The organism is Paenibacillus sp. Z6-24, assembly GCF_054161335.1.
This window is the reverse complement of sequence record NZ_CP096398.1, coordinates 4,806,536-4,827,500: the sequence shown is the minus strand read 5'-3', so window position 1 is coordinate 4,827,500 and position 20,965 is coordinate 4,806,536. Positions and strand designations below refer to the sequence as shown.

Annotated in this window: 16 protein-coding genes and 1 riboswitch; of the genes, 9 read left to right on the top strand and 7 right to left on the bottom strand. The window is 49.1% G+C overall.

Annotation, left to right across the window (positions count from 1 at the left end; all coding sequences use genetic code 11):
* Nucleotides 1-56: 56 nt before the first annotated feature.
* The 4 genes from M1D61_RS20855 to M1D61_RS20840 form a co-directional block, all read right to left on the bottom strand.
* Nucleotides 57-1,463 carry a sensor histidine kinase gene (locus tag M1D61_RS20855; protein WP_458120466.1) on the bottom strand — a complete coding sequence of 469 codons (1,407 nt, stop codon included), beginning with the start codon at nucleotides 1,461-1,463 and terminating at the stop codon, nucleotides 57-59.
* Nucleotides 1,450-2,157, bottom strand: a complete 708-nt coding sequence (locus M1D61_RS20850) for a response regulator transcription factor (RefSeq protein WP_458120465.1) — start codon at nucleotides 2,155-2,157, stop codon at nucleotides 1,450-1,452. The genes M1D61_RS20855 and M1D61_RS20850 overlap by 14 nt, the downstream gene beginning before the upstream one ends.
* Nucleotides 2,158-3,651: a hypothetical protein gene (locus tag M1D61_RS20845; RefSeq protein ID WP_458120464.1), complete on the bottom strand. Its 1,494-nt coding sequence runs from the start codon at nucleotides 3,649-3,651 to the stop codon at nucleotides 2,158-2,160. It abuts the gene before it with no gap.
* A 193-nt stretch (nucleotides 3,652-3,844) separates the two neighbouring features.
* Complete coding sequence (locus M1D61_RS20840; RefSeq protein WP_458120463.1) at nucleotides 3,845-4,600, bottom strand: DUF3298 and DUF4163 domain-containing protein; 756 nt, start codon at nucleotides 4,598-4,600, stop codon at nucleotides 3,845-3,847.
* A 297-nt stretch (nucleotides 4,601-4,897) separates the two neighbouring features.
* Between M1D61_RS20840 and M1D61_RS20835 the strand changes: the two genes are divergently transcribed.
* The 8 genes from M1D61_RS20835 to M1D61_RS20800 all read left to right on the top strand — a co-directional run bounded on the left by M1D61_RS20835 (nucleotide 4,898) and on the right by M1D61_RS20800 (nucleotide 15,895).
* Nucleotides 4,898-5,788, top strand: a complete 891-nt coding sequence (locus tag M1D61_RS20835; RefSeq protein WP_458120462.1) for a stalk domain-containing protein — start codon at nucleotides 4,898-4,900, stop codon at nucleotides 5,786-5,788.
* 572 nt (nucleotides 5,789-6,360) lie between these two features.
* Complete coding sequence (locus tag M1D61_RS20830; RefSeq protein WP_458120461.1) at nucleotides 6,361-7,644, top strand: ABC transporter substrate-binding protein; 1,284 nt, start codon at nucleotides 6,361-6,363, stop codon at nucleotides 7,642-7,644.
* A 148-nt stretch (nucleotides 7,645-7,792) separates the two neighbouring features.
* On the top strand, nucleotides 7,793-8,722 hold the full coding sequence (locus M1D61_RS20825) for a carbohydrate ABC transporter permease (RefSeq protein ID WP_458120460.1): 930 nt from the start codon (nucleotides 7,793-7,795) through the stop codon (nucleotides 8,720-8,722).
* The gene (locus M1D61_RS20820; protein WP_458120459.1) at nucleotides 8,715-9,539 is read left to right on the top strand and encodes a carbohydrate ABC transporter permease; all 825 of its coding nucleotides are present in this window, start codon (nucleotides 8,715-8,717) and stop codon (nucleotides 9,537-9,539) included. The genes M1D61_RS20825 and M1D61_RS20820 overlap by 8 nt, the downstream gene beginning before the upstream one ends.
* A 313-nt stretch (nucleotides 9,540-9,852) precedes the next feature.
* Complete coding sequence (locus M1D61_RS20815) at nucleotides 9,853-12,951, top strand: glycoside hydrolase family 2 TIM barrel-domain containing protein (RefSeq protein ID WP_458120458.1); 3,099 nt, start codon at nucleotides 9,853-9,855, stop codon at nucleotides 12,949-12,951.
* Nucleotides 12,952-13,231: 280 nt separating this feature from the next.
* Nucleotides 13,232-13,840, top strand: a complete 609-nt coding sequence (locus M1D61_RS20810) for an esterase/lipase family protein (RefSeq protein ID WP_458120457.1) — start codon at nucleotides 13,232-13,234, stop codon at nucleotides 13,838-13,840.
* Nucleotides 13,841-13,998: 158 nt separating this feature from the next.
* Nucleotides 13,999-14,805 carry an AraC family transcriptional regulator gene (locus M1D61_RS20805; protein WP_458120456.1) on the top strand — a complete coding sequence of 269 codons (807 nt, stop codon included), beginning with the start codon at nucleotides 13,999-14,001 and terminating at the stop codon, nucleotides 14,803-14,805.
* 85 nt (nucleotides 14,806-14,890) lie between these two features.
* The gene (locus M1D61_RS20800; RefSeq protein ID WP_458120455.1) at nucleotides 14,891-15,895 is read left to right on the top strand and encodes a proline dehydrogenase family protein; all 1,005 of its coding nucleotides are present in this window, start codon (nucleotides 14,891-14,893) and stop codon (nucleotides 15,893-15,895) included.
* Nucleotides 15,896-16,005: 110 nt separating this feature from the next.
* Here the strand turns inward: M1D61_RS20800 and M1D61_RS20795 are convergent, their stop codons facing one another.
* The 3 genes from M1D61_RS20795 to M1D61_RS20785 all read right to left on the bottom strand — a co-directional run bounded on the left by M1D61_RS20795 (nucleotide 16,006) and on the right by M1D61_RS20785 (nucleotide 20,304).
* Nucleotides 16,006-17,259 (bottom strand): alkaline phosphatase, encoded by a 1,254-nt coding sequence (locus tag M1D61_RS20795; RefSeq protein WP_458122578.1) that lies wholly within the window; start codon nucleotides 17,257-17,259, stop codon nucleotides 16,006-16,008.
* 259 nt (nucleotides 17,260-17,518) lie between these two features.
* Nucleotides 17,519-19,261 (bottom strand): phosphomethylpyrimidine synthase ThiC, encoded by a 1,743-nt coding sequence (gene thiC, locus M1D61_RS20790; protein WP_458120454.1) that lies wholly within the window; start codon nucleotides 19,259-19,261, stop codon nucleotides 17,519-17,521.
* A 340-nt stretch (nucleotides 19,262-19,601) separates the two neighbouring features.
* Nucleotides 19,602-19,706: riboswitch (TPP riboswitch) on the bottom strand.
* Nucleotides 19,707-20,163: 457 nt separating this feature from the next.
* A complete protein-coding gene (locus M1D61_RS20785) occupies nucleotides 20,164-20,304 on the bottom strand; it encodes a hypothetical protein (RefSeq protein WP_458120453.1) in 141 nt (46 codons plus the stop codon).
* A 337-nt stretch (nucleotides 20,305-20,641) separates the two neighbouring features.
* Between M1D61_RS20785 and M1D61_RS20780 the strand changes: the two genes are divergently transcribed.
* Nucleotides 20,642-20,785, top strand: a complete 144-nt coding sequence (locus tag M1D61_RS20780) for a hypothetical protein (RefSeq protein ID WP_458120452.1) — start codon at nucleotides 20,642-20,644, stop codon at nucleotides 20,783-20,785.
* Nucleotides 20,786-20,965 lie beyond the last annotated feature (180 nt).

The window sequence follows — 20,965 nt, the reverse complement described above, 5'->3', positions numbered from 1 at the left end:
TGTTATCTTGTTATCTTGTTATCTTGTTATCTTGTTATCTTGTTATCTTGTTATCACTATTCATCTGTTGGATTATCCGGCATCAGCGGCAGGATAACGGTTATTGTTGTGCCTGTACCATATTCGCTTTTAATACGGAGCTGGCCGTGGTGAAGGCGAACAATTTCTTTGCTGATCGCCAGACCGAGTCCGCTGCCGGACATTTTGGAGCGGCCTTTGTAGAAGCGTTCTCCAATTTTATCAATATCTTCCGGAGGGATGCCTTCTCCGTTATCCTGTACCGAGACGTGTACCTGTCGATCCTGGCGTACGGCTTTGAGCCAGACATCGCCATTTTGTTTGGAGAATTTGATCGCATTATCGATCAGATTCACAAATACCTGTTTGAGCCGGTTCAGATCGGCCTCCATAGGCAGTGCGTCTTCAGTCAAATTTGTATGGAGTGTGACATTGCGCTTATTGCCAGCGTAGCTGTATTGTAGCTCCATCTCTCTGAGCAGCTTGTGCAGATTGGCAGGTGTACGACGCAGCTGGATCTCGCCAGCCTGATATTTGGAAAAGTCGAGAAGGTCCTCCACCAATCCAATCAGCCTATCTGTCTCCCCATTGATCACCTCAAGACCAAGCAGAGACTCCTCTTCATCCTCCAGTCCTCCGACGACCAGCGTTTCTCCCCAGCCTTTGATCGAAGTCAGCGGAGTACGAAGCTCGTGAGATACAGTAGATATGAAATCGTTTTTCATCTTCTCGCTTTTGGCAAGTTCTTCATTCATATGGTTAAGCGAATCGGCGAGTGTACCGACTTCATCATCATATTTGCGAACGGCTCTGGCGGAGAAATCGCCCGTAGCCATTTGCCGTGAGATTACGGTCAGTTCTTTGACAGGATCAATAATTCTCCGGGCGATGATCAGGCTAAAGGCGAAGCCCAGCACCATAACAGCGACTCCAATAACAATTGCCCAGCCAACCAGGGTAAATACCGCCTTGTACAGCGGCTCTGTCGATACGGAAAAGCGCAGTATCCCAATTACCTGCCCCGAACTGATAATAGGACTGGATACTGCCATTATTCGCTGTTCAAAGTGTGGAGGAAAGCCAGTATAATTGCCGATCCCGCCCTGCAGGGCAGTCTGCACATCCTGGGTATCGATATGCTCGGGAGAAGAGAATCCATAGGAGTCGATGACTGTCTGGCCTTCAAGATTCAACACTTCGACCCGGCTGTTCTCGTTGGCTACAAGGTTCTCCAGAATATATCGTGCCCGGTCAGCGAGCGGGTAACCGTCCATAAACTGATTGGTAAAGGTTGTTGCCGTTACAGCACGAGATTGTATAATTTGCCGTGCACTGCTGAAGTAATAGGAATACACGGCAAAAGCAAATACGGCTTCCAGCAGCAGTACGATAGCCAGAAGCAGCATACCAATCTGGAACAGCAGTCTAACTTTAATTCCCTTCATGATGCGGATCCTTCCTCCAGAGATAGCCATATCCCCAGACCGTCTCGATATATTCGGGATTAGCATCATCTTTTTCGATTTTCTGTCGGATACGTCGGATATTGACATCAACTGTCTTCATATCACCGGTGAAAAAATTGCCCCATACTTCATTCAGGATATTATCACGGTGTATTGCTTTATTCGGATTCTCCATTAGCAGCCGCAGAATATCAAATTCCTTGGGCGTCAGTAGAATCATCTGCTCTCCCCGCACGAGCTTGCGCTGATCCAGCAGCAAACGGAACGGATGACTGAACAGTACATGTTCTTCAGGAAGCTCTTCTGTGGGACGGAGGCGCCTGTACAGAGAGTTTAATCTGGCAACCAGCTCACCAGGACTAAATGGTTTGACGATATAATCATCTGCTCCCAGATCAAGTCCATTAATTTTGTCGCTCTCCTGTCCTCTGGCAGTCAGCATAATGATGCCCATCCGGGCATTGAGCCGGCGCAGGGAGGAGCATACTTCCAATCCGCTGATCCCTGGCAGCATCACATCAAGCACAGCCATATCAATATCCGGATGATTACCTATCGTTGCCAAGGCGGCTTCGCCGGTTGCTGCTTCCACAACATCAAAACCTGCCCGTTTAAGATTAATCCGTACAAAATCGCGAATCGGTTTTTCGTCTTCAAGTATGAGTACTTTCAATTACTGCGCCTCCTTTCCCGGTATGACACCGGTATTGCCTGCCAGCAGAAGAACTTCGGATACATTCAGTCGCAGCTGCTTGTACTGCTGCAATGCTTCACCTGTTAGTCGGCTGCTTTGATTAGGTAGCAGCGCTACGCTGACATAAGGGGTTGTACCGGTCATGACTGCACTGATATGCTTGAGCACCATATAGGCTTCTTTTTGCTTTTCAAGCTTTTCTTCGAGCTTTTTCCAATCCGATTGTGGAAGCTGACGCAGCACCAGCAGGTCTGCTGAAACCTGTCCATTTTTCGGATATATGAAATGGATCTCGTTCTGAGGATTCATCGGATCACTGGACAACTTTACACGGTATTGTCCCTGCCAGCGGTCTGGAATACGGAAATTATAGCCCCACTGCTCGAATCGGTCCTGTACAAAAGTCAGATGCCGCTTGCCATCCCACTGGTAATAGGAAGTGATATAAGGTATGGTCAGCGGCGCCAGCGCTTCCGTGCCCGGCGGAGCGGTGAGCAGCGCGATCTCGATAATGCCATCATTATTAATATCCTGGTTGCTGGTTGGATAGTGTGTTATGGACAGATCGTTAATAGAGATTGGAGCATTGCTGCTATCCGGCTTGTCGATAGGCAACGGCTGTCGTTTGGCGAGCTCTTTCGGTGCCGGTTTTGAAGAGGATATGACATTAGCAAGCGTATTATTCTGCCATATTAGCAGCGCCGTGTAAGCGGAATGTCCTCCTGTCGGACTCTGCAAAAACAATCCGGTGCGATCAGCAGCGACCTGGCCCATCTGCATATTGATGACCACACTTTCGGTATTGCGTTCTGCCAGTCTCACGACTTGACCATCCTTGCCACCAAACAATATAACCTTATAAATAAGAATTTCCGTAGACTGGGATTCTTGCATATTCGTTTCTGGAGGAATAAGTGCAATCTGGGTCAGACCATTGCCAATCATATCACCCAGGGCTATCTGGTTATATGTCTGATTGAATATCGGAGTCGCTTTGAGATTGTGGTAGGCATACACGTACAGCTCTTTTGGCAGACCATTTCCATTATCCCCGGCGTTAAAGCCGATGACCAGATTGGAAGACGCTTGGCTGGTGACAGGCAGAAGTCCAACATAATCGATATTCAGGGCGCTGTGGGTAATCAGATCCGCCTGTTCCCATGTACCATTCTGCTGATGCAAAATGAGTATGTTAATCTCATAATCGACTTGGTTTTTTTTATAAAAAGCAATTAATTCCTGTTGTCCATCTCCATCAAGATCCGCGAGACGGATCGCACTGCCCTGATCATAGGAAGCGGGAATGGTTAGTCGGTAGCCGGTAGGAAGAAAAGGCTGTACGGCTTGGAATAAGGTCTGTTCTTCATTCGTACGGTTGGGAGCATGCAGCAGATCGCCGGGAGAGACAATCTGGCTGCAACCCGATATAACCAGAAGCAGCAGACAAAGGCTGATTAATTTCATCATTTTCATGGTTTGGCCCCTTTCACACTTATTATACCTGTGGCCGGACCGGACTGTCCTCTACCGTGGAAATGGTAGAAGACATAGGTATGGATATAATACAGCTACTGTATTATATCGGCTGAATAGCGGAAAATAAGAATGGCCGAGTACAGGAAATCCCTGTCTCGGCCGATATAGTGGGACAGACTTGTGCTCCGCTTTAGCGGAGCGCAGGAATGGTGAACTCAATCACTCCTGCAAGTCCGACAGCAATGGTATCGGGCTGGAATACCACCTGTACTTTTCCATTCTTGAGGTAAAATGGTTGGGCTGCAGCAATTCCTTTAAAGCTTCCGTTAAAATAATGTTCTTTGGAATGTTTGATCTGTTTGACAATGCTGGCATTGATGGTCTTCTGATAATTGCTGCCAAACAGGGATTTGAGGGAGACGGCTGAAGCCTGGGCATCATTTTTGACATTGTATGTTTTGACTTCGCGTGTTCCACGCATTCCGGAATACAAGGTAAACGTCTCTACACGCAGCGAGATGATATTATCTGTACAAGCAGCTGTATAGCTGACTTCGATACGATACGGATTAAAGTCGGTATGGTCGCTATGGGCTTCTTTTTTGTCAATGGAGGCTTGTTTACGAATTTTGTCCAGATTGGCGATGATTTGCTGATTAATCTCCTCATTCCATTTCTTCTCATATGCAGTATCTTTCATTCCGGCGATAACCGGAATTTTGATGGCGGCAGTGTAGGTATCGGTAGAGATATTGATCGGCTTGGTGGCGATCTTGACGTCAGTTGCAGGTACCTGCTTTGTGCTGACCGAAACATTGTGGACAGATTTCTGGATCGGTGTATTGATGGCACCCCATACGTAGTTGGTCGGCAGAACGACTGTACCGATTGCAGCCGCTGCTGCAGTACTCAGGATGATTGTTTTGATGAGTTGGCTATTATTCATTATAAATTCCTCCGTAAATTGAATATGGATTTGAATGTAAATTTGGTTATGGAGACATTCGGCTTGTGACCTCATTTTACGAGCGACGCGATTAAAAAGAGTTACAGACCGGTTAAGCGGCCGAACCGGAATATTGATCAGGGTAAAGAAAAATACTGATGGAAAAAGGGGGGCTGCTTCGTCTAATTAGTAGTTGGAGTACGAAAGATGGTAAGATGAATATGGCATGTGGAATTGAAACAGGTTTGGTTTAATAATGTACATCGGACGGTATGATGATCAATGGAGGAATCAGATATGATCAAAGCATTTTCCAGACTGGCATTATCAGTGGTAGTTGCTCTCAGTGTAGGAGCCGGGACCGTACAGGCCGCTGTTCCCGATATTCAGGTTGTCGTTAATAATTCAACGGTCTATGCCGGCGTAGAGCCGTATGTGGAAAAAGGGACCACCATGATACCGATCAAAGCCCTGCAGTACATACCAGGTAATTCAACGATTTGGAACAATACAACCCAGACGGTCACCGTCAGCCAGGATGGTACGGTTATCAAGCTGGTGATTGGGCAGACGACAGCCACTATTGGCGATCGCACCGTTAATCTGCCGGTTGCACCGACGCTGCGGAGCGGACGTGCGATGGTGCCGCTGCGTTTTCTGGCAGAAGCGGCACAGGCGACGGTCAGCTGGAATCCGGCAAGCCGGACAGTCTATGTAGCCAAGACGCCGCCGCAGTTGATTCAGCAGGCAAACGGAAGTGATCTGGCGCTCGGGCGCGAGGCAGCTGTGAGTATGCCGCGGATCAGCAAGCTGAAGAGCTATGCGCCGTCGGACGATAGCAATGCGGGATACACATATTATTTCCCGGAAGGACAATCTTTCCCGTTTTTCGAACAACGAGGAGATGTCGTCTCTTATTATGAAATGCAGGATAATCACAGTGAGCTGATATGGACAGCCAAGCTGAATATGAATCAGACGTCCACCTCACCTATATTCTTCCTGCCTTACGAAATCGCATCACAGACGGGAACGACGCCAACTGTAACAGGCCGGGTGGCCTTTTATAATACTCTGCAGGTCAGCGGTGCGACACGTTCCGGATATATTGCTCCTGCAGCACCGTCTACCGGAAGCAATCAGGCTCCGGAACGATTCAGCAATATTACTGGAGAAACGAAGAAATAAGTTCAGGAACCAAGCTTCAGGCCATAATTCACAGTATCAAGCATCCACAGCAACATAATTAATGGATATGATGTGGAATCTATACAGCCATGTACATGAACTTGAACAGGTCTCTATTGCATCTGCCCAAGCAGCCGGATACAGGAAGTCATACTCCTGTATCCGGCTTTTTTTGTAATAAACCAGAGTGGATAGAGGGAGAGCATACGCCGGAAAGATGAAGAACAAGAAAGCTGTCCGTCTGCGTGTACAGTGTATTTGCTGAAATGTATCCGCTTGCATTTATGAGTAGTGAGAATCTTTAAATTTTACCAATATCCAAAAAAAGTACAAATGATAGCGCTATCATTTTTGTGAGAACCAACAATATGACAAATCCGTACAAAGATATTCCTAACAAGAAAATAGATAGTGATGATAAGATAAATTCATAAACAAGCAAGCGCTTTCAAAAAAAGGCACACCGTTCAGGCATTGCACGAAAAGCGTAATGCTTCCATACCAGCGTATCCGGATGTACGGAGCAGGTGGTATACAGATGCACATCATACAAAGAGCAGGGGTTGAACAGAATGAAGAAATTAATGTTCCTTTTACTGGCAAGCGTACTATTATTGTCCGCATGTTCCGGTGGTGGCGGTAATGCAAGCTCTGACCCGGGCAAAAAAGAAATTACGGTCTGGGCATGGGATCCGAACTTTAACATTGCCGCACTTAATCTGGCAAAAGAGAAATATATGGCGGCACATCCTGACGTAACAATTAACATTGTGGAAAATGCGCAGGCGGATATCGTACAGAAGTTGAACACCGGTCTTAACTCCGGTACAACGAAAGGGCTGCCGAACATCGTATTGATCGAGGACTATCGCTCACAGGGATTCCTGCAAGCGTATCCAGACGCTTTCCGTGATATGTCCTCTTCCATCCAGGCTGCTGACTTTGCCGATTACAAAGCGGGTCCTACCAGCTATCAGGGCAAACAATACGGCGTACCATTCGATTCCGGTGTAACGGGTCTGTATGTACGTACGGATTACCTGGAACAAGCCGGTTACAAAGTGGACGATCTACAGGATATCGATTGGGATCAATTTATCGAGATCGGTAAAAAAGTAAAAGCGGCAACAGGCAAAGACATGCTGACACAGGATCCAAATGACCTCGGTCTGATCCGCTCCATGATCCAGTCTGCAGGCAGCTGGTACCTGAAAGAAGACGGTACCACGCCTAACATCGCTGGAAATGCAGCTCTGAAAAAAGCGCTGGAAAGCTACAAAGCGATGTATGAGGCCAACATCGTCAAAGCCAACTCCGACTGGAGCCAGTTCCTGGCTGCATTCAACAGCGGCGCGGTTGCTTCCGTACCTACAGGTAACTGGATCACACCGTCCATCAAGGCTGAAACTTCCCAATCCGGCAAATGGGCAGTCGTTCCATTCCCGGTACTCAAAGATGTACCTAACTCTGTACACGCTTCCAACATCGGTGGTGCTTCCTGGTATGTGATGAACGTGGACGGACAGGACACTGCAGCAGACTTCCTCAAGTCCACATTCGGTTCGGATAAAGATCTGTACCAGGATATGCTGACCAAAATCGGCATTATCGGTACACTGAAAACGTCTTCCGAGAATGAAGCCTATGACAAGCCGGATGAGTTCTTCGGCGGACAAAAAGTATATGCTGACTTTGCGAAATGGACAACCGAAGTGCCGAACGTCAATTACGGTCTGCATACGTATGCTATCGAGGATATCATGACGGTAGAAGTGCAAAACTACCTGAGCGGCAGCAAAGATGTAGATACCATGATGAACGATGTACAGGCACAGGCTGAAGCCCAGCTGAAATAATTCATCAACAGGCATGAATGAATCAGGAGATAAAACCTTGGGCTTAAACGTTCAAGGTTTTATTTTTCCTTATGGATAGGTGTACAACCCGCAGGCGAGCAGACCATACAGAAAAAGCAAACCGGCGATATGAGGGAGATGAGACGATATGAAGACAGCAGAACCTGCTTTGAATCCAAGCAAAAAAGCGACCCGTTCCCGAATGGGCAATCGTGTAAAAGAAGGCATTACGGGCTGGATGTTCGTGGGCGTAGCCGCATTACTTATTTTTATCTTCTTTTTCTATCCAATGCTCCAGGCGCTGATTTTGTCTTTCCAGACAGGAACAGGCATGAATTTGAAATTTAACGGCTTGGCGAACTACACGCGTCTGTTCACAGACAGTATGTTCCTGACGGCTGTCAAAAATACATTCATTTATCTAATTTTCCAGGTTCCGCTGATGGTCATTCTGGCACTGTTCATCTCCGTATTGCTAAATGATAAAAACCTGAAATTTAAAGGATTCTTCCGTACGGCGATCTTCCTGCCGTGTATTACATCGCTGGTTGCATATGCGGTTGTGTTCAAATACCTGTTCTCTTCGGACGGACTGGTAAATGCAATGCTGCTGAACCTGCATTTGACCAATACCCCAATCGAATGGATCACCGATCCATTCTGGGCAAAAGTCACGATTATTATCGCGATCACCTGGCGCTGGACCGGTTATAACATGATCTTCTATCTATCCGGTCTGCAAAATATCGACAGTTCCATTTATGAAGCGGCCCGTATTGATGGTGCTTCTGCGATCCGTCAGTTTTTCAGCATTACGGTACCGCTGCTGAAGCCGATCATCTTGTTCACATCGATCACTTCCACGATCGGTACGCTGCAGCTGTTTGATGAAGTCGTGAATATTACCAAGGGTGGGCCGGGTAATGCGACGACCAGTATCTCACAGTACATCTACAATCTGTCCTTTGAATATTCACCGGACTTTGGTTATGCGGCCACCGTATCGTATTCCATCGTTATCATGATTATCGTTCTTTCCTTCATCCAGTTTAAAGTGGCAGGTGAGCGCAATGGCTAAAACAAAATTAACGTTTACGTATCTGTTTCTGATCGTCGCTGCATTTGTCTCGATCTTCCCGTTCTTCTGGATGATCGTCAGTTCGACCAATCTGTCGGTGGAAGTGACCGGCGGCAAGCTGCTTCCCGGTGCCCATCTGATCGATAACCTGACCAAGCTGACCGAATCGGTGGATATCTGGAATGCGATGTGGAATTCGGCCAAGATCGCTGTCTCCACAACCATTCTGGCGATGCTGATCGCTTCGCTGGCCGGTTATGGATTTGAAGTATACCGCAGTAAAGCCAAAGACATTTTGTTCAATATTCTGCTGCTGTCCATGATGATTCCGTTCGCAGCCTTGATGGTGCCGTTGTACCGGATGTTCGGACAGGTGACCAACTTTATTCCTTTTATCGGAATTGATACACCGGCTGCTGTCGTTATTCCAACAATGACAACAGCGTTCCTGATCTTCTTCTTCCGTCAAAGCACCAAGATGTTCCCGAAAGATCTGCTGGAAGCCGGACGCATGGATGGTCTGAGCGAATTGGGACTGTTCTTCCGGGTGTACATGCCAACGATGAAAACATCCTATGCAGCCGCTGCAATCATTACCTTTATGTCCAGCTGGAACAACTACCTGTGGCCGCTCGTTATCCTGCAGACGCCGGAGAACCAGACGATTCCACTGCTGATCTCCAATCTGGGTTCCAGTTACTCACCGGATTACGGTGTAATCATGATCGCTATCGTCATCTCTACGCTGCCGACAGCGATTGTATTCTTCCTGATGCAGAAACACTTTGTCGCAGGTATGGTAGGGTCGGTCAAATAAAATTTAGCTGATGCTATCAAAAATACGCTGGTAGGGTGCTTCACCCGCTTCGTGCTATGGAAAGGGCTGAAGTATCGCCATAAAGGACCGGATATATTGAGATTCCTTTGAAAGGGAAACGATCCGGTCTTTAAATATGAGCGTATTGCAAGCATGAGCTCTCCCGGCGGGTGAAAGAGGAAGTAAAGCATGCGACCTGTAATAAACATAAGAATATGGAATATATTATAGTGCGATTTTATTATGTTAATAAGACATGACTCGGAAACATATAATAAAAAATGACCGAAATGAAACGAATGGAGTGATTGTAATGAGTAAGACGGAAGCGAAATGGATGCAGGATAAAGTAATATCTCCTTCCCTGGATTGGCTGAGTGATACAAGTGTATTTGCAGTGAACCGCCTAAAAGCGTATTCGGATCATAAATATTATGCGACACTGGCAGAAGCCCAGGCGCGTGGAGTAATGAATTGGCGTCACAGTCTAAATGGCAGCTGGAAGTTCAACTATGCGGTGAATCCGGCAAGCCGCCCGCAGGCATTCTATGAGCAGGACTTTGCCTGTGCAGGCTGGGGAGATATCCAGGTGCCAGGACATATCCAGACGCAAGGATACGGACAGATGCAGTACGTGAACACGATGTATCCATGGGACGGTCAGGAGAATCTGCGTCCGCCGATGATCTCGCAGGAGTCCAATCCGGTCGGCAGCTATGTGAAGAATTTTTATTTGCCGGAAAATATGCAAGACGGACAGCCTGTATACATTTCCTTCCAGGGGGTGGAGTCGGCCTTTTACGTATGGCTGAACGGGCAGTTTGTCGGTTACAGCGAAGACAGCTTTACGCCGTCGGACTTTGATTTGACGCCGTACATACAGACCGGTGAGAACAAGCTGGCTGTGGAAGTGTATCAACGCAGTACAGGTGCATGGCTGGAAGATCAGGATTTCTGGCGCTTCTCCGGTATTTTCCGTGAGGTGTATCTGTATACCGTGCCGGAAGTGCATGTGCGTGATCTGCATGTGAATGCCGGACTGGATGACAGCTATACACAGGGGCAATTGAATGTGAAGCTGAATCTGGAAAAGGCACAGTCGTCTGCCGGAACACGGGTCCTTCTGGAGCTGCATGATCGTGCGGGACAGGTCGTCTGCTCGGGCGAAAGTACATTTACAGAGCATAATGGAGCAGCTCAGGCTTCCTTCGAAGCTGAACTGCAGGGAGTGAATGCATGGAGTGCGGAAAATCCATATCTGTATACACTCTATATCACCGTCTACAATGCTGCGGGTGAAGTGGTTGAAATGATTCCGCAGCGTGTGGGCTTCCGCCGCTTTGAGATGATCAACAAGGTGATGTGTCTAAACGGCAAGCGTATTGTCTTCAAAGGGGTCAACCGCCATGAATTCAACTGCCGTACCGGACGGGCGGTGACCGAAGAGGATATGCTGTGGGATATCCGTACGATCAAGCAGAACAATATGAATGCGGTGCGTACGTCGCATTATCCAAACCAGACGCGTTGGTATGAGCTGTGCGATGAGTATGGCATTTACCTGATCGACGAGATGAACCTGGAGACACACGGCTCCTGGCAAAAGATGGGCGCTGTAGAGCCGTCCTGGAATATACCGGGCAATCTGCCGGAATGGCAGGATATTGTTATGGATCGTGCGATCTCGATGGTCGAGCGGGACAAGAACCATCCGTCGATCCTGATCTGGTCCTGCGGCAACGAATCGTATGCCGGTCAGGTGATTCTGAATGTGGCAGACTATTTCCGGGAAAAGGACCCGACCCGTCTCGTGCATTATGAAGGGGTATTCCACAACCGTGATTATGATGCGACCAGTGATATGGAGAGCCGGATGTATGCCAAACCGGCAGATATCGAAGAGTATCTGAACAGCAATCCGTCCAAGCCATATATCAGCTGTGAATACATGCATGCGATGGGCAACTCGGTCGGCGGCATGCACAAATACACCGAGCTGGAGAACAAGTACGAGATGTACCAGGGTGGATTCATCTGGGATTATATCGATCAGGCCGTAATGAAGAAAAACCGCTATGGTATGGAATATCTGGCCTACGGCGGAGATTACGATGACCGTGCAACCGACTATGGATTCTGTACGGACGGTATCGTCTATGCCGACCGCCAGGTATCCCCAAAAATGCAGGAAGTCAAATTCCTGTACCAGAATATCAAGCTGGTGCCGGATCAGGGCGGCGTCAAAGTGGTCAATGAGAATCTGTTCGAAGGAACGGACGCTTATCAGCTGCTCTATCGTCTGAACCGTAATGGCGTACAGATGTATGAGATGACTGTCGATGTACAGGTAGCTGCCGGTCAGGAAGGTCATGTGGATATGAAGCTGCCGGATGTCTCGGGACAGCCGGGCGAGTATGCGATCCATGCGTCACTTGTACTGAAGCAGGATGAGCTGTGGGCGGATGCAGATTATGAAGTTTCCTTTGGCGAGTATGTATTCGTGGTGGAAGGCGAGCAGGAAGAACCTGTCTCTACCGGAACGATGCGTGTAGCTGAGGGGGATGTAAATATCGGTGTACATGGTGACGGCTACAGCATTATGTTCTCCAAGGGAGCAGGAAGCCTGACGTCCCTGCGTTATGGCAGCCGCGAGTATATCTCGGCTCCGCCGGTACCGATGTTCTGGCGTGCGACGACAGACAATGACAAGGGAACGGCTCAGGGCTATACTTCCGGAGCATGGCTGGCCGCGAGTCTGGCACGCCGCTGTACCCGTGTGGAGCTGCAGCAGGAACAGGATTATGTCACAGTGACATTCCAGTATATGTTCAGCATCCATACCGATGTGCGTATGACAACTGCCTATACGGTCTATCCGGATGGAAGTCTGCATGTGAAATCGCGTTATACCGGAGCAGCCGGACTGCCGAATCTGCCGATCGTGGCCCTCTCATTCAAAATTCCGGCGGATTACCATCATCTGGACTGGTATGCAATGGGACCGGATGAGAATTATATCGATCGTGCCTTTGGCGCGAGACTCGGACATTTCCGCAATGATGCAGCTGACAATGTATCCGGGTATGTGGTACCTCAGGAATCCGGCAACCGTACAGGTGTGCGCCGGGTCGATATTATGAATGATGAGCAGCATGGTCTGCGCCTGACTTCACCGGCAACTGCACCTGTGGAATGCAATATTTCCCCGTACACGGCGCTGGAGCTGGAGAGTGCAGCGCATGTGTACGAGCTGCCGGAAGTTCATTACACGGTCATTACCGTAGCCGGCAAGCAAATGGGTGTCGGCGGTGATGACAGCTGGGGAGCACCGGTACATGAAGAGTATCAGATTCCTGCGGATCAGGAACTGGAATTTGAATTTACTATCCGTAGTCTTCAGCCATCTCTGTAAGTAAAACTGTATGAATATGCAAAGCTGCTGAAGCAGGGATGATGGCTTCAGCAGTTTTTTCATAGGTGTAATATTATTTGTTCGTTGTCATATGAAGTACAGGAGTATAGTAAAAACAGCCTTAAATCCTATATATTACATCAATTGACAAATGTAAAATCTTAACTTATAGTTGAGTAGTCTAATTAATTCCTAAATAATATAGAGGTGATTATAAGAATCTGAGATGTGAAATACTACATAATTATTCAAATTACACAGAATGGGAGAATGAACAAATATGCGTAACTTTATGACTACAATTAAATTCACAATGCTGGCAGCCATGCTGTCCACTATTTTCTGCCTGCCGGTATTTACTTCCCAGGCTTCCGCAGCAACTACACACACACCAGTTCTTTTTGTCCATGGATTGGGCGGATCTTCAAGCAACTTTATGTACATCAAAAGCTATCTGCTGAGCCAGGGCTGGACGCAGGATGAACTGTACTCTATCGACCTGCCAAGCAAGAATGGTACACAGGCAATGAATGCTCCGGCGATCCGTCGTATGGTCGATGATATTCTCGCCAGAACAGGCAGCACCAAAGTAAACATTATCGCTCACAGCATGGGCGGTGCCAACAGTCTCTACTATATCCTGAACTACGGCGGTGGAGATAAAGTCGACAAGCTGATTACGCTGGGCGGTGCTAACCGTCTGACTACAGGTACTGCACCTGCAGGTATCGATATGACTTCGATCTACAGCATCAACGATCAGGTCGTCAGCAACTACCTCTCCATCGTCGATGGTGCGAACAATATCCGTATTTCCGGTGTCTACCATGTAGGTCTGATCTTCAACTCCTATGTGAACAGTCTGGTACTGAATGCTCTGCAAGAGTAGGACAGCCGGACAGATAACAGGTAAATGATTGGTCAATTAAATAAAGAGCATTTCATATCGCAAAGTATGGTAATGTTCCAGCGCAGCCGCTGGTCAGGGAAACTCCTTGACTGGCGGCTTTTTGCTATCCATACTATTCGACAAAGGAGGTGCGTAACATGGCTGATATGATATTTTACCGTCACCCGGATCTGCCTTTTCTGGAAGCCAAGCAGTGCCTGGCCGATGATCTGGCATATCACCGACATTTTCATGAGGAATATTCGATCGGGTTGATCGAGCAGGGGCGGACGAATGCCTGGTGCGATGGGACATCGATGATGGTAGAACAAGGACGTGTGATCAGTTTTCCTCCGCAGATGCTCCATGCCTGTCATCCCGAAGAGGGAATGAATTGGCAGTACCGGATGCTGTTCATCCAGCCGGAATGGCTGCAGGGACTGGAGCGGCGGGAAAGGGAAGCTATCCATATTCCGTATCTGCTGTCTGCCGGCAAAAATGAAGCCTGCCGCTGGCAGATCCGACTGATCATGCAGCAGCTTCGGCAGCAGGAAAGTGCGCTGGCTGTAGAGAGCGCATTGATCGAAATGATGCAGACACTGGCAGGCCAGGAGTCCGGTGATGTGCGTCATGGACATTCATCTGATGGAGACCATAAATACATAGGGCGGATTCGTGACTATCTGCATACCCATTTCAATGAAAAAATCACACTGGCCCAGCTGGAGCAGGAGGTGGGAATCAGCAGGTTTCATCTGATTCGCCTGTTCAAGCAGTGGAATCATCTGCCGCCGCACCGGTATCAGAATGTACTGCGTGTTAACTATGCCAAAACCGAGCTGGCTCGCCAGCGACCAATCGCCGATATCGCGGTGGAGGCTGGGTTTTACGACCAGAGTCATCTGACACGTCTGTTCACCCGGATGGTCGGTGTGACGCCGGGCAAATACAGTCTGTCGGTGTAGCTGTATGTGGTAAATAGCAATTTTGTACAATCCCTAGGGGCACTGGTCCTGTATGCTGGCAACAGATCAGGAGAAGGGAAGGTACATGATGAATACAATGAATCCATTAGCACGCAATGAATCGATGGAAAAACAGCTGTCCGATGCACTGAAATCTGTTGCCCGCAGACAGGATATCAAGGAGTATATCGATCATGATCCGGTCATGAACCGGCTGCTGAGGAAAGCGGCGGATCGCTATGTGACCGGAGAAAACCGCTCGCAGGCGCTGCATACCGGAAGGCGGCTGGAAGCTGAAGGCTACGCCGTATCGCTCGAATATATTGGGGAAAATACGCAGTATGCGGAAGAGTGCGAGCAGGCAGTACAGGAACTGTCTGCGTTGATCCGTGAAGCAGGATCGGATAGCCATGGAAACCGGGTATCCTTTGACCTGTCGCATATCGGGCTGCTGCTGGATACGGAAATAACGCTGCAGCATCTATTGGAGCTGGCTGGACAGGCAGAATCGGTGGGAGTGGAGCTCTTCATCAGCATGGAGGAGTCTGCCAAAATAGACCGAATCCTGTCGGTGTATACCCGTGCAGTCCGGCAGTATCCGGGGAATATTGGCATTACGCTGCAGGCCCAGCTGCACCGGACACCGGAAGATGCTGTCACGAGTCTGCCTGCCGGTTCCCGCGTACGTATCGTCAAAGGTGCCTACCAAGAGCCGTCATCCATCTCCCTGCCGCGTTCGCAGCAGCTGGATACACGTTATATGGAACTGGTGGAATATGCGGTCAGGCAGGGCTGCCGGGTATCGGTGGCCACACATGATGAAGCGCTGATCGAGCAGATGCTGGAGATGGGACGCGAAACGGATAGCTATGTGGAATATGAGCTGCTGTATGGCATTCGCCCGGATCTCAGCCGTCGTCTGCTGGATGACGGTCATCCGGTACGCATTTACCTGACCTATGGTCATGAATGGTATCTGTATCTGTGTCACCGGATTGCGGAGTATCCGCCGAATCTGTTCCAGGCTGTTATCGATATGGTCAGCGAGGAACAGCCGGACTTTGTACAGCAGTATATGAAAAAAGCATGAGCGGTCCGAGTTTGGATCAGCAAAAAAAGCAGGCTGTTTCCCGATAAGGGACAGCCCGCTTTTTTATGCGGCAAGGGTGAATAACCGATGCCTGTTGCTGAAAATCGAGATTACTTGAGCTTCAGCAATTTGACCAGTTTGTCGTGAATTGCTGTGTTCTGGTAGTTGCCGGTGAACTCTTCGGAACCCGGGCCCATCGCTGTCAGTGCTACGTCTACTGCACTGTGGCCGCCTGTTGTCCAGTCCACATAGAATTGCTCTTTGGAACCGGCGATAGTGAACGGGCCGTCTTCCTTGGATTCGCCGTCACCGGACTCATCATCAGCGTCGACTTCTTCAATCACCATACCGCCTGTCTCATGGTCAGCGGTAACGAGTACGAGCGTGTCAGGATGCTTTTTGGCATAGTCTTTGGCGACTTTGACGGCTTTGTCCAGCTGCTGGCCGGCTTTGATCGTCAATGCAGCATCATTGTCATGGGCCATCTCGTCGGTGCCTTCTTCCTCGACCATCAGGAAGAACCCTTTATCGTTTTTGGACAGTACGTCCAGCGCTTTGGTAGTCATATCCGGGAGGGATACGGTTGGATTGTATTTGTTGCCCAGTTCATTATGCGCCTGGAACATCTCTTCGTTGGCGAACAGACCGAGCAGTTTGCTGCCTTTGGAAGCTTTCATCTCGGCGGTATCGGTGACATAGTCATAGCCCAGTTTCTTGGCACGGTCGACGAGATTACCCTGGGTACCTTTGCTGCCTTCCGATGGGTCTTCAGCCGGAGCGTCCGGATGAGCACCTGCTGTTCCTTTTGGATACCAGAAATCTTCGCCTCCGCCGAGCAGAACGTCGATTTTGCTGTTCTCAATGTACTGCTTGGCGATCTCGCTCTGTGCGGAACGGTTCTCTACATGAGCGCCAAAGGCCGCGCCTGTCGCATCCGTTACCTGGCTGGTCGTTACGACGCCGGTGGACATGCCTGCTTTTTTGGCCAGTTCCATAATGGTAGTGACCGGCTTTTTCTTGGCATCCATGCCGATCGCACCATTGTATGTTTTGACACCGGTCGCAATCGCCGTTGCAGCCGCGGCAGAGTCTGTTACCAGGCTATCGCTGGAACTGGTGCGTACGAGTCCGGACACCGGCATTCTGTCCATTTCCAGGGTACCGTTTTTGCCGACAGTGGCATAGCGGATAGCGTTGCGGCTTGCTTCGCCCATACCGTCTCCGATAAACAGAATAATATTTTTGGGAGCCGTCACTTTTTTGGCCGCGGCGGTAGCTGCTGCATCAGCAGTCGTGAAGCCGCTGGTGAAGAGGGGCACACTTAATACAGCGGCAGCGCTCAGAGCCAGGGTTGCTTTTTTCATGGAAGAGGTATTCAAGATTGTCACACTCCTAATATGTATTCATATGATACATTGATCATATATCTCATTTGTCATATAAAAAACCTTATTTTGTAAATGTGATATAAAATTGCATATTTACCCTTGCTTAATAATAGGCTGCCAGCATGCAAAGTTCCCGGAACGGACACTATGTACAGTGACTGTTCCGGAAATTTGCTGTTATATGTCTTAGAGGAGAGGTCGAATGATGGATATTACACTGACTGTCACTGCGGAATCAACTATAAATACGGCTGCCGCCAGCCTTGAATTCCTGTGACTTCTCCTGCATGGCCTGTTCCACTTCGGCAGAGCCATATTGGTCACGGATATCGTGGGTAATCTTCATGCTGCAGAATTTGGGTCCGCACATGGAGCAAAAATGAGCACTTTTGGCGCCTTCGGCTGGAAGGGTCTCATCATGGTAGCTCATCGCCCGCTCCGGATCGAGTGAGAGGTGGAACTGATCGCGCCAGCGGAATTCGAACCTCGCTCGCGACAGTGCATCATCCCGCTTGCGTGCCTGTGGATGACCTTTGGCGAGGTCGGCAGCATGGGCGGCGATTTTGTAGGCGATGACGCCTTCCTTGACGTCTTCCCGATTGGGCAGGCCGAGATGCTCCTTGGGTGTGACATAGCAGAGCATGGCAGTTCCGTACCAGCCAATCATCGCCGCTCCGATCGCTGAAGTAATATGGTCATAGCCAGGGGCAATATCTGTCGTTAACGGACCCAGTGTATAAAATGGCGCTTCGTCGCACACTTCCAGCTGACGGTCCATATTTTCCTTGATCAGATGAATCGGCACATGACCCGGTCCCTCGATCATTACCTGCACATCATGTTTCCAGGCGATATGAGTCAGCTCTCCAAGTGTACCCAGCTCGGCAAACTGGGCTTCATCATTGGCATCGGCAATCGAACCCGGACGCAGCCCGTCACCAAGGGAAAAGGTAATGTCATACCTCTTCATAATCTCGCAGATCTCTTTAAAATGGGTATATAGAAAATTCTCCTGATGATGCGCAAGACACCATGCCGCCATAATCGAGCCGCCGCGGCTGACGATGCCTGTCACCCGATTGGCCGTCAGCGGGATATAACGCAGCAGTACACCGGCATGAATCGTAAAGTAATCGACCCCCTGCTCGGCCTGCTCTATCAGCGTATCGCGGAAGACTTCCCAGCTCAGATCCTCAGCACGGCCGTTGACCTTTTCCAGTGCCTGATAAATGGGAACCGTACCGACGGGCACGGGAGAATTGCGGATAATCCACTCCCTTGTGGTATGAATATTTTTGCCGGTGGACAGGTCCATGATCGTATCGGCACCCCAGCGGATCGCCCAGGTCATCTTTTCCACTTCTTCCTCGATGGAGGAGGCGACAGCCGAGTTGCCGATATTGGCATTAATTTTCACATGAAAATGGCGGCCGATAATCATCGGCTCACTCTCCGGATGGTTGATGTTGGCCGGGATTACCGCTCGTCCGGCAGCGACTTCGGCACGGACGAACTCCGGCTCCATGCCTTCACGCAGGGCGATAAATTCCATCTCCGGCGTAATGATTCCCTGGCGGGCATAATGCAGCTGGGTGACATTGCCGCCGGGGATAGCCGCCGCAGGCTGGCGGTGAGCCTGAGGGAATATTTCGGCGCCCTGTCGAACTGCCCGTTCACTGTCCAGAAATCCGTTATCCTGGGGCAGTACCTGTCTGCCTTCATACCGCAGCGTATCGCAGCGTTCCTCGATCCAGCCCTGGCGCAGCGGCACCAGTCCCTGACGAATATCAACGGGCTGCCCGGTATCCGTATAGGGTCCGCTGGAATCATAGACATGAAGCGGAGGATTGGGTACGGCCTCTCCGCGTATCTCACTATCGGATAAAGCAATCTCGCGTACCGGTACCTGAATGTCTGCCCGTGATCCCTGAATATATACTTTGCGGCTGCCGGGTAATGGTGTCTGATAAATAGCCATAATGCAAAAAACCTCCTCGCGAATGTGGATATCCGCCAGGAGACACACTAATACAGGGAGGAAGCAGCAGGAGTATACAGGATGGGCTTCAGTGCTGACAATCTGCGGTACAGCGAGGAATCAGAGAACGGCAGTCTTTGAGGTTCACGATCTTTGTTCCAGCAGGAATCTTATTGGGGCCTCAGCAGCCATAAGTTCGTCAAACCGGCAATCGTCTATTCCCATCGGCCTGCTGCCTATGTATCTGTGCAGACTGACAATCGATCCTCTCCACTTCCTCCCGCAGACAGCACAAAGCCGCCTCCGGGCAGGAAGCGGCAGAAACCGTATCGTCGTATCAACGAAGTCTCAACCACTTTCCTACGCTGGCATAACCCAGATCAGGTTCAAAGGGACCAAAGCAGATGCTTTATCTCAGCCCGTACAGGCGCCCCTAGTGGATACAGTAAGACTATATGCCGGATCACTTGTATTTGTCAAATTTAATCCTTTTCAGGGAACAAATGTATAACGAAATGGAAGTAAGAAGCAGGAGCTATTTATTCAGTCTTTCAACGCAGAACATCTGCGTTGAAAGACTGATGTTTATACGTAATTTTAAATATATAATTTGGTATATATAGCTGGCGCAAGCAGCGAAGGTTCATAATTTCATTCCGGGAGATGATTGTATGCCTACATGGCCCAGCTGCATATGAGCAGCCTGGCGATTCTGCTGACAATCGTGTGCCGCCGATCGGTTGTACGACTCCGGCAGATGAAGCACAGCGTATCCTAATAGACGATAACGATTTTGAAAGAGCCTCGGAAATGAATAAAAAAGACTCAGCACTGGCGTGATGCCGGTGCTGAGTCTTTTTCTTTTGCAGATGGCTGATTGTTATCTGCCGGTCTGTACTTGATCAGCTACCAAACATACAGGCAAATATACAAACAGCAAAACGGTAAACCATTCCTGGAAATTGGATGACCAGATCAACACCAGCTTCAGCCCAGTTGGCACGTGACCATGCGTTATTGGATTGCTTTACCTGGGTATCCATTATAAATTACCTCCTTTCACTAAAAGTAAAAGCCTCTTCATACCGATTACAAAGTGCATATGATTCGTACTTAAGCCATTGCTGTAGGGAAATCCTGATTGCAACCTCAATTTACATACGTGGAAAATAATGGTTCGTTGCTGGAAATTGAAATTCAGGCATACATCGGTAACGCGATGTACCTGTTCAAACCTGTTCATCCCCAGGTCTTTTTACTGCGCGGATATCTATTTCGGGCTGTACAGGCTGCTGCGTCTGGTGAATGCGCTGCCGGATATGGCATAATCGAGTAAGCGATAAGCTGTGCTTTTACTGTCAGGACCAAAGGAGAAATTACATGAGTGAACCGGAACAACCGATTCAACCGATTACGGTCGAAAGTGTATTGATTGTCGATACCAAGGGCAGCTTTCTCACCCGGCAAGTACCGGAGATTCAATTAGAGCTGGCAGGCATACCCGGCGACCGGACGGATCTGTGAAGGGGAAAATGTACCCTGCCGCCAAAAAGCGCCGCGGCATCGTCTGTTCGGTAGAACGGGAAGGCCTGATCCGCCAGGGAGATATGATAAAGATCGTGAAGGCGCATCTGTGATCTATGCAGATGCCAATCCTAAGATAGCTGCAAGGCAAAAAAGGCTGAAAGATACAGCCGGACAGGA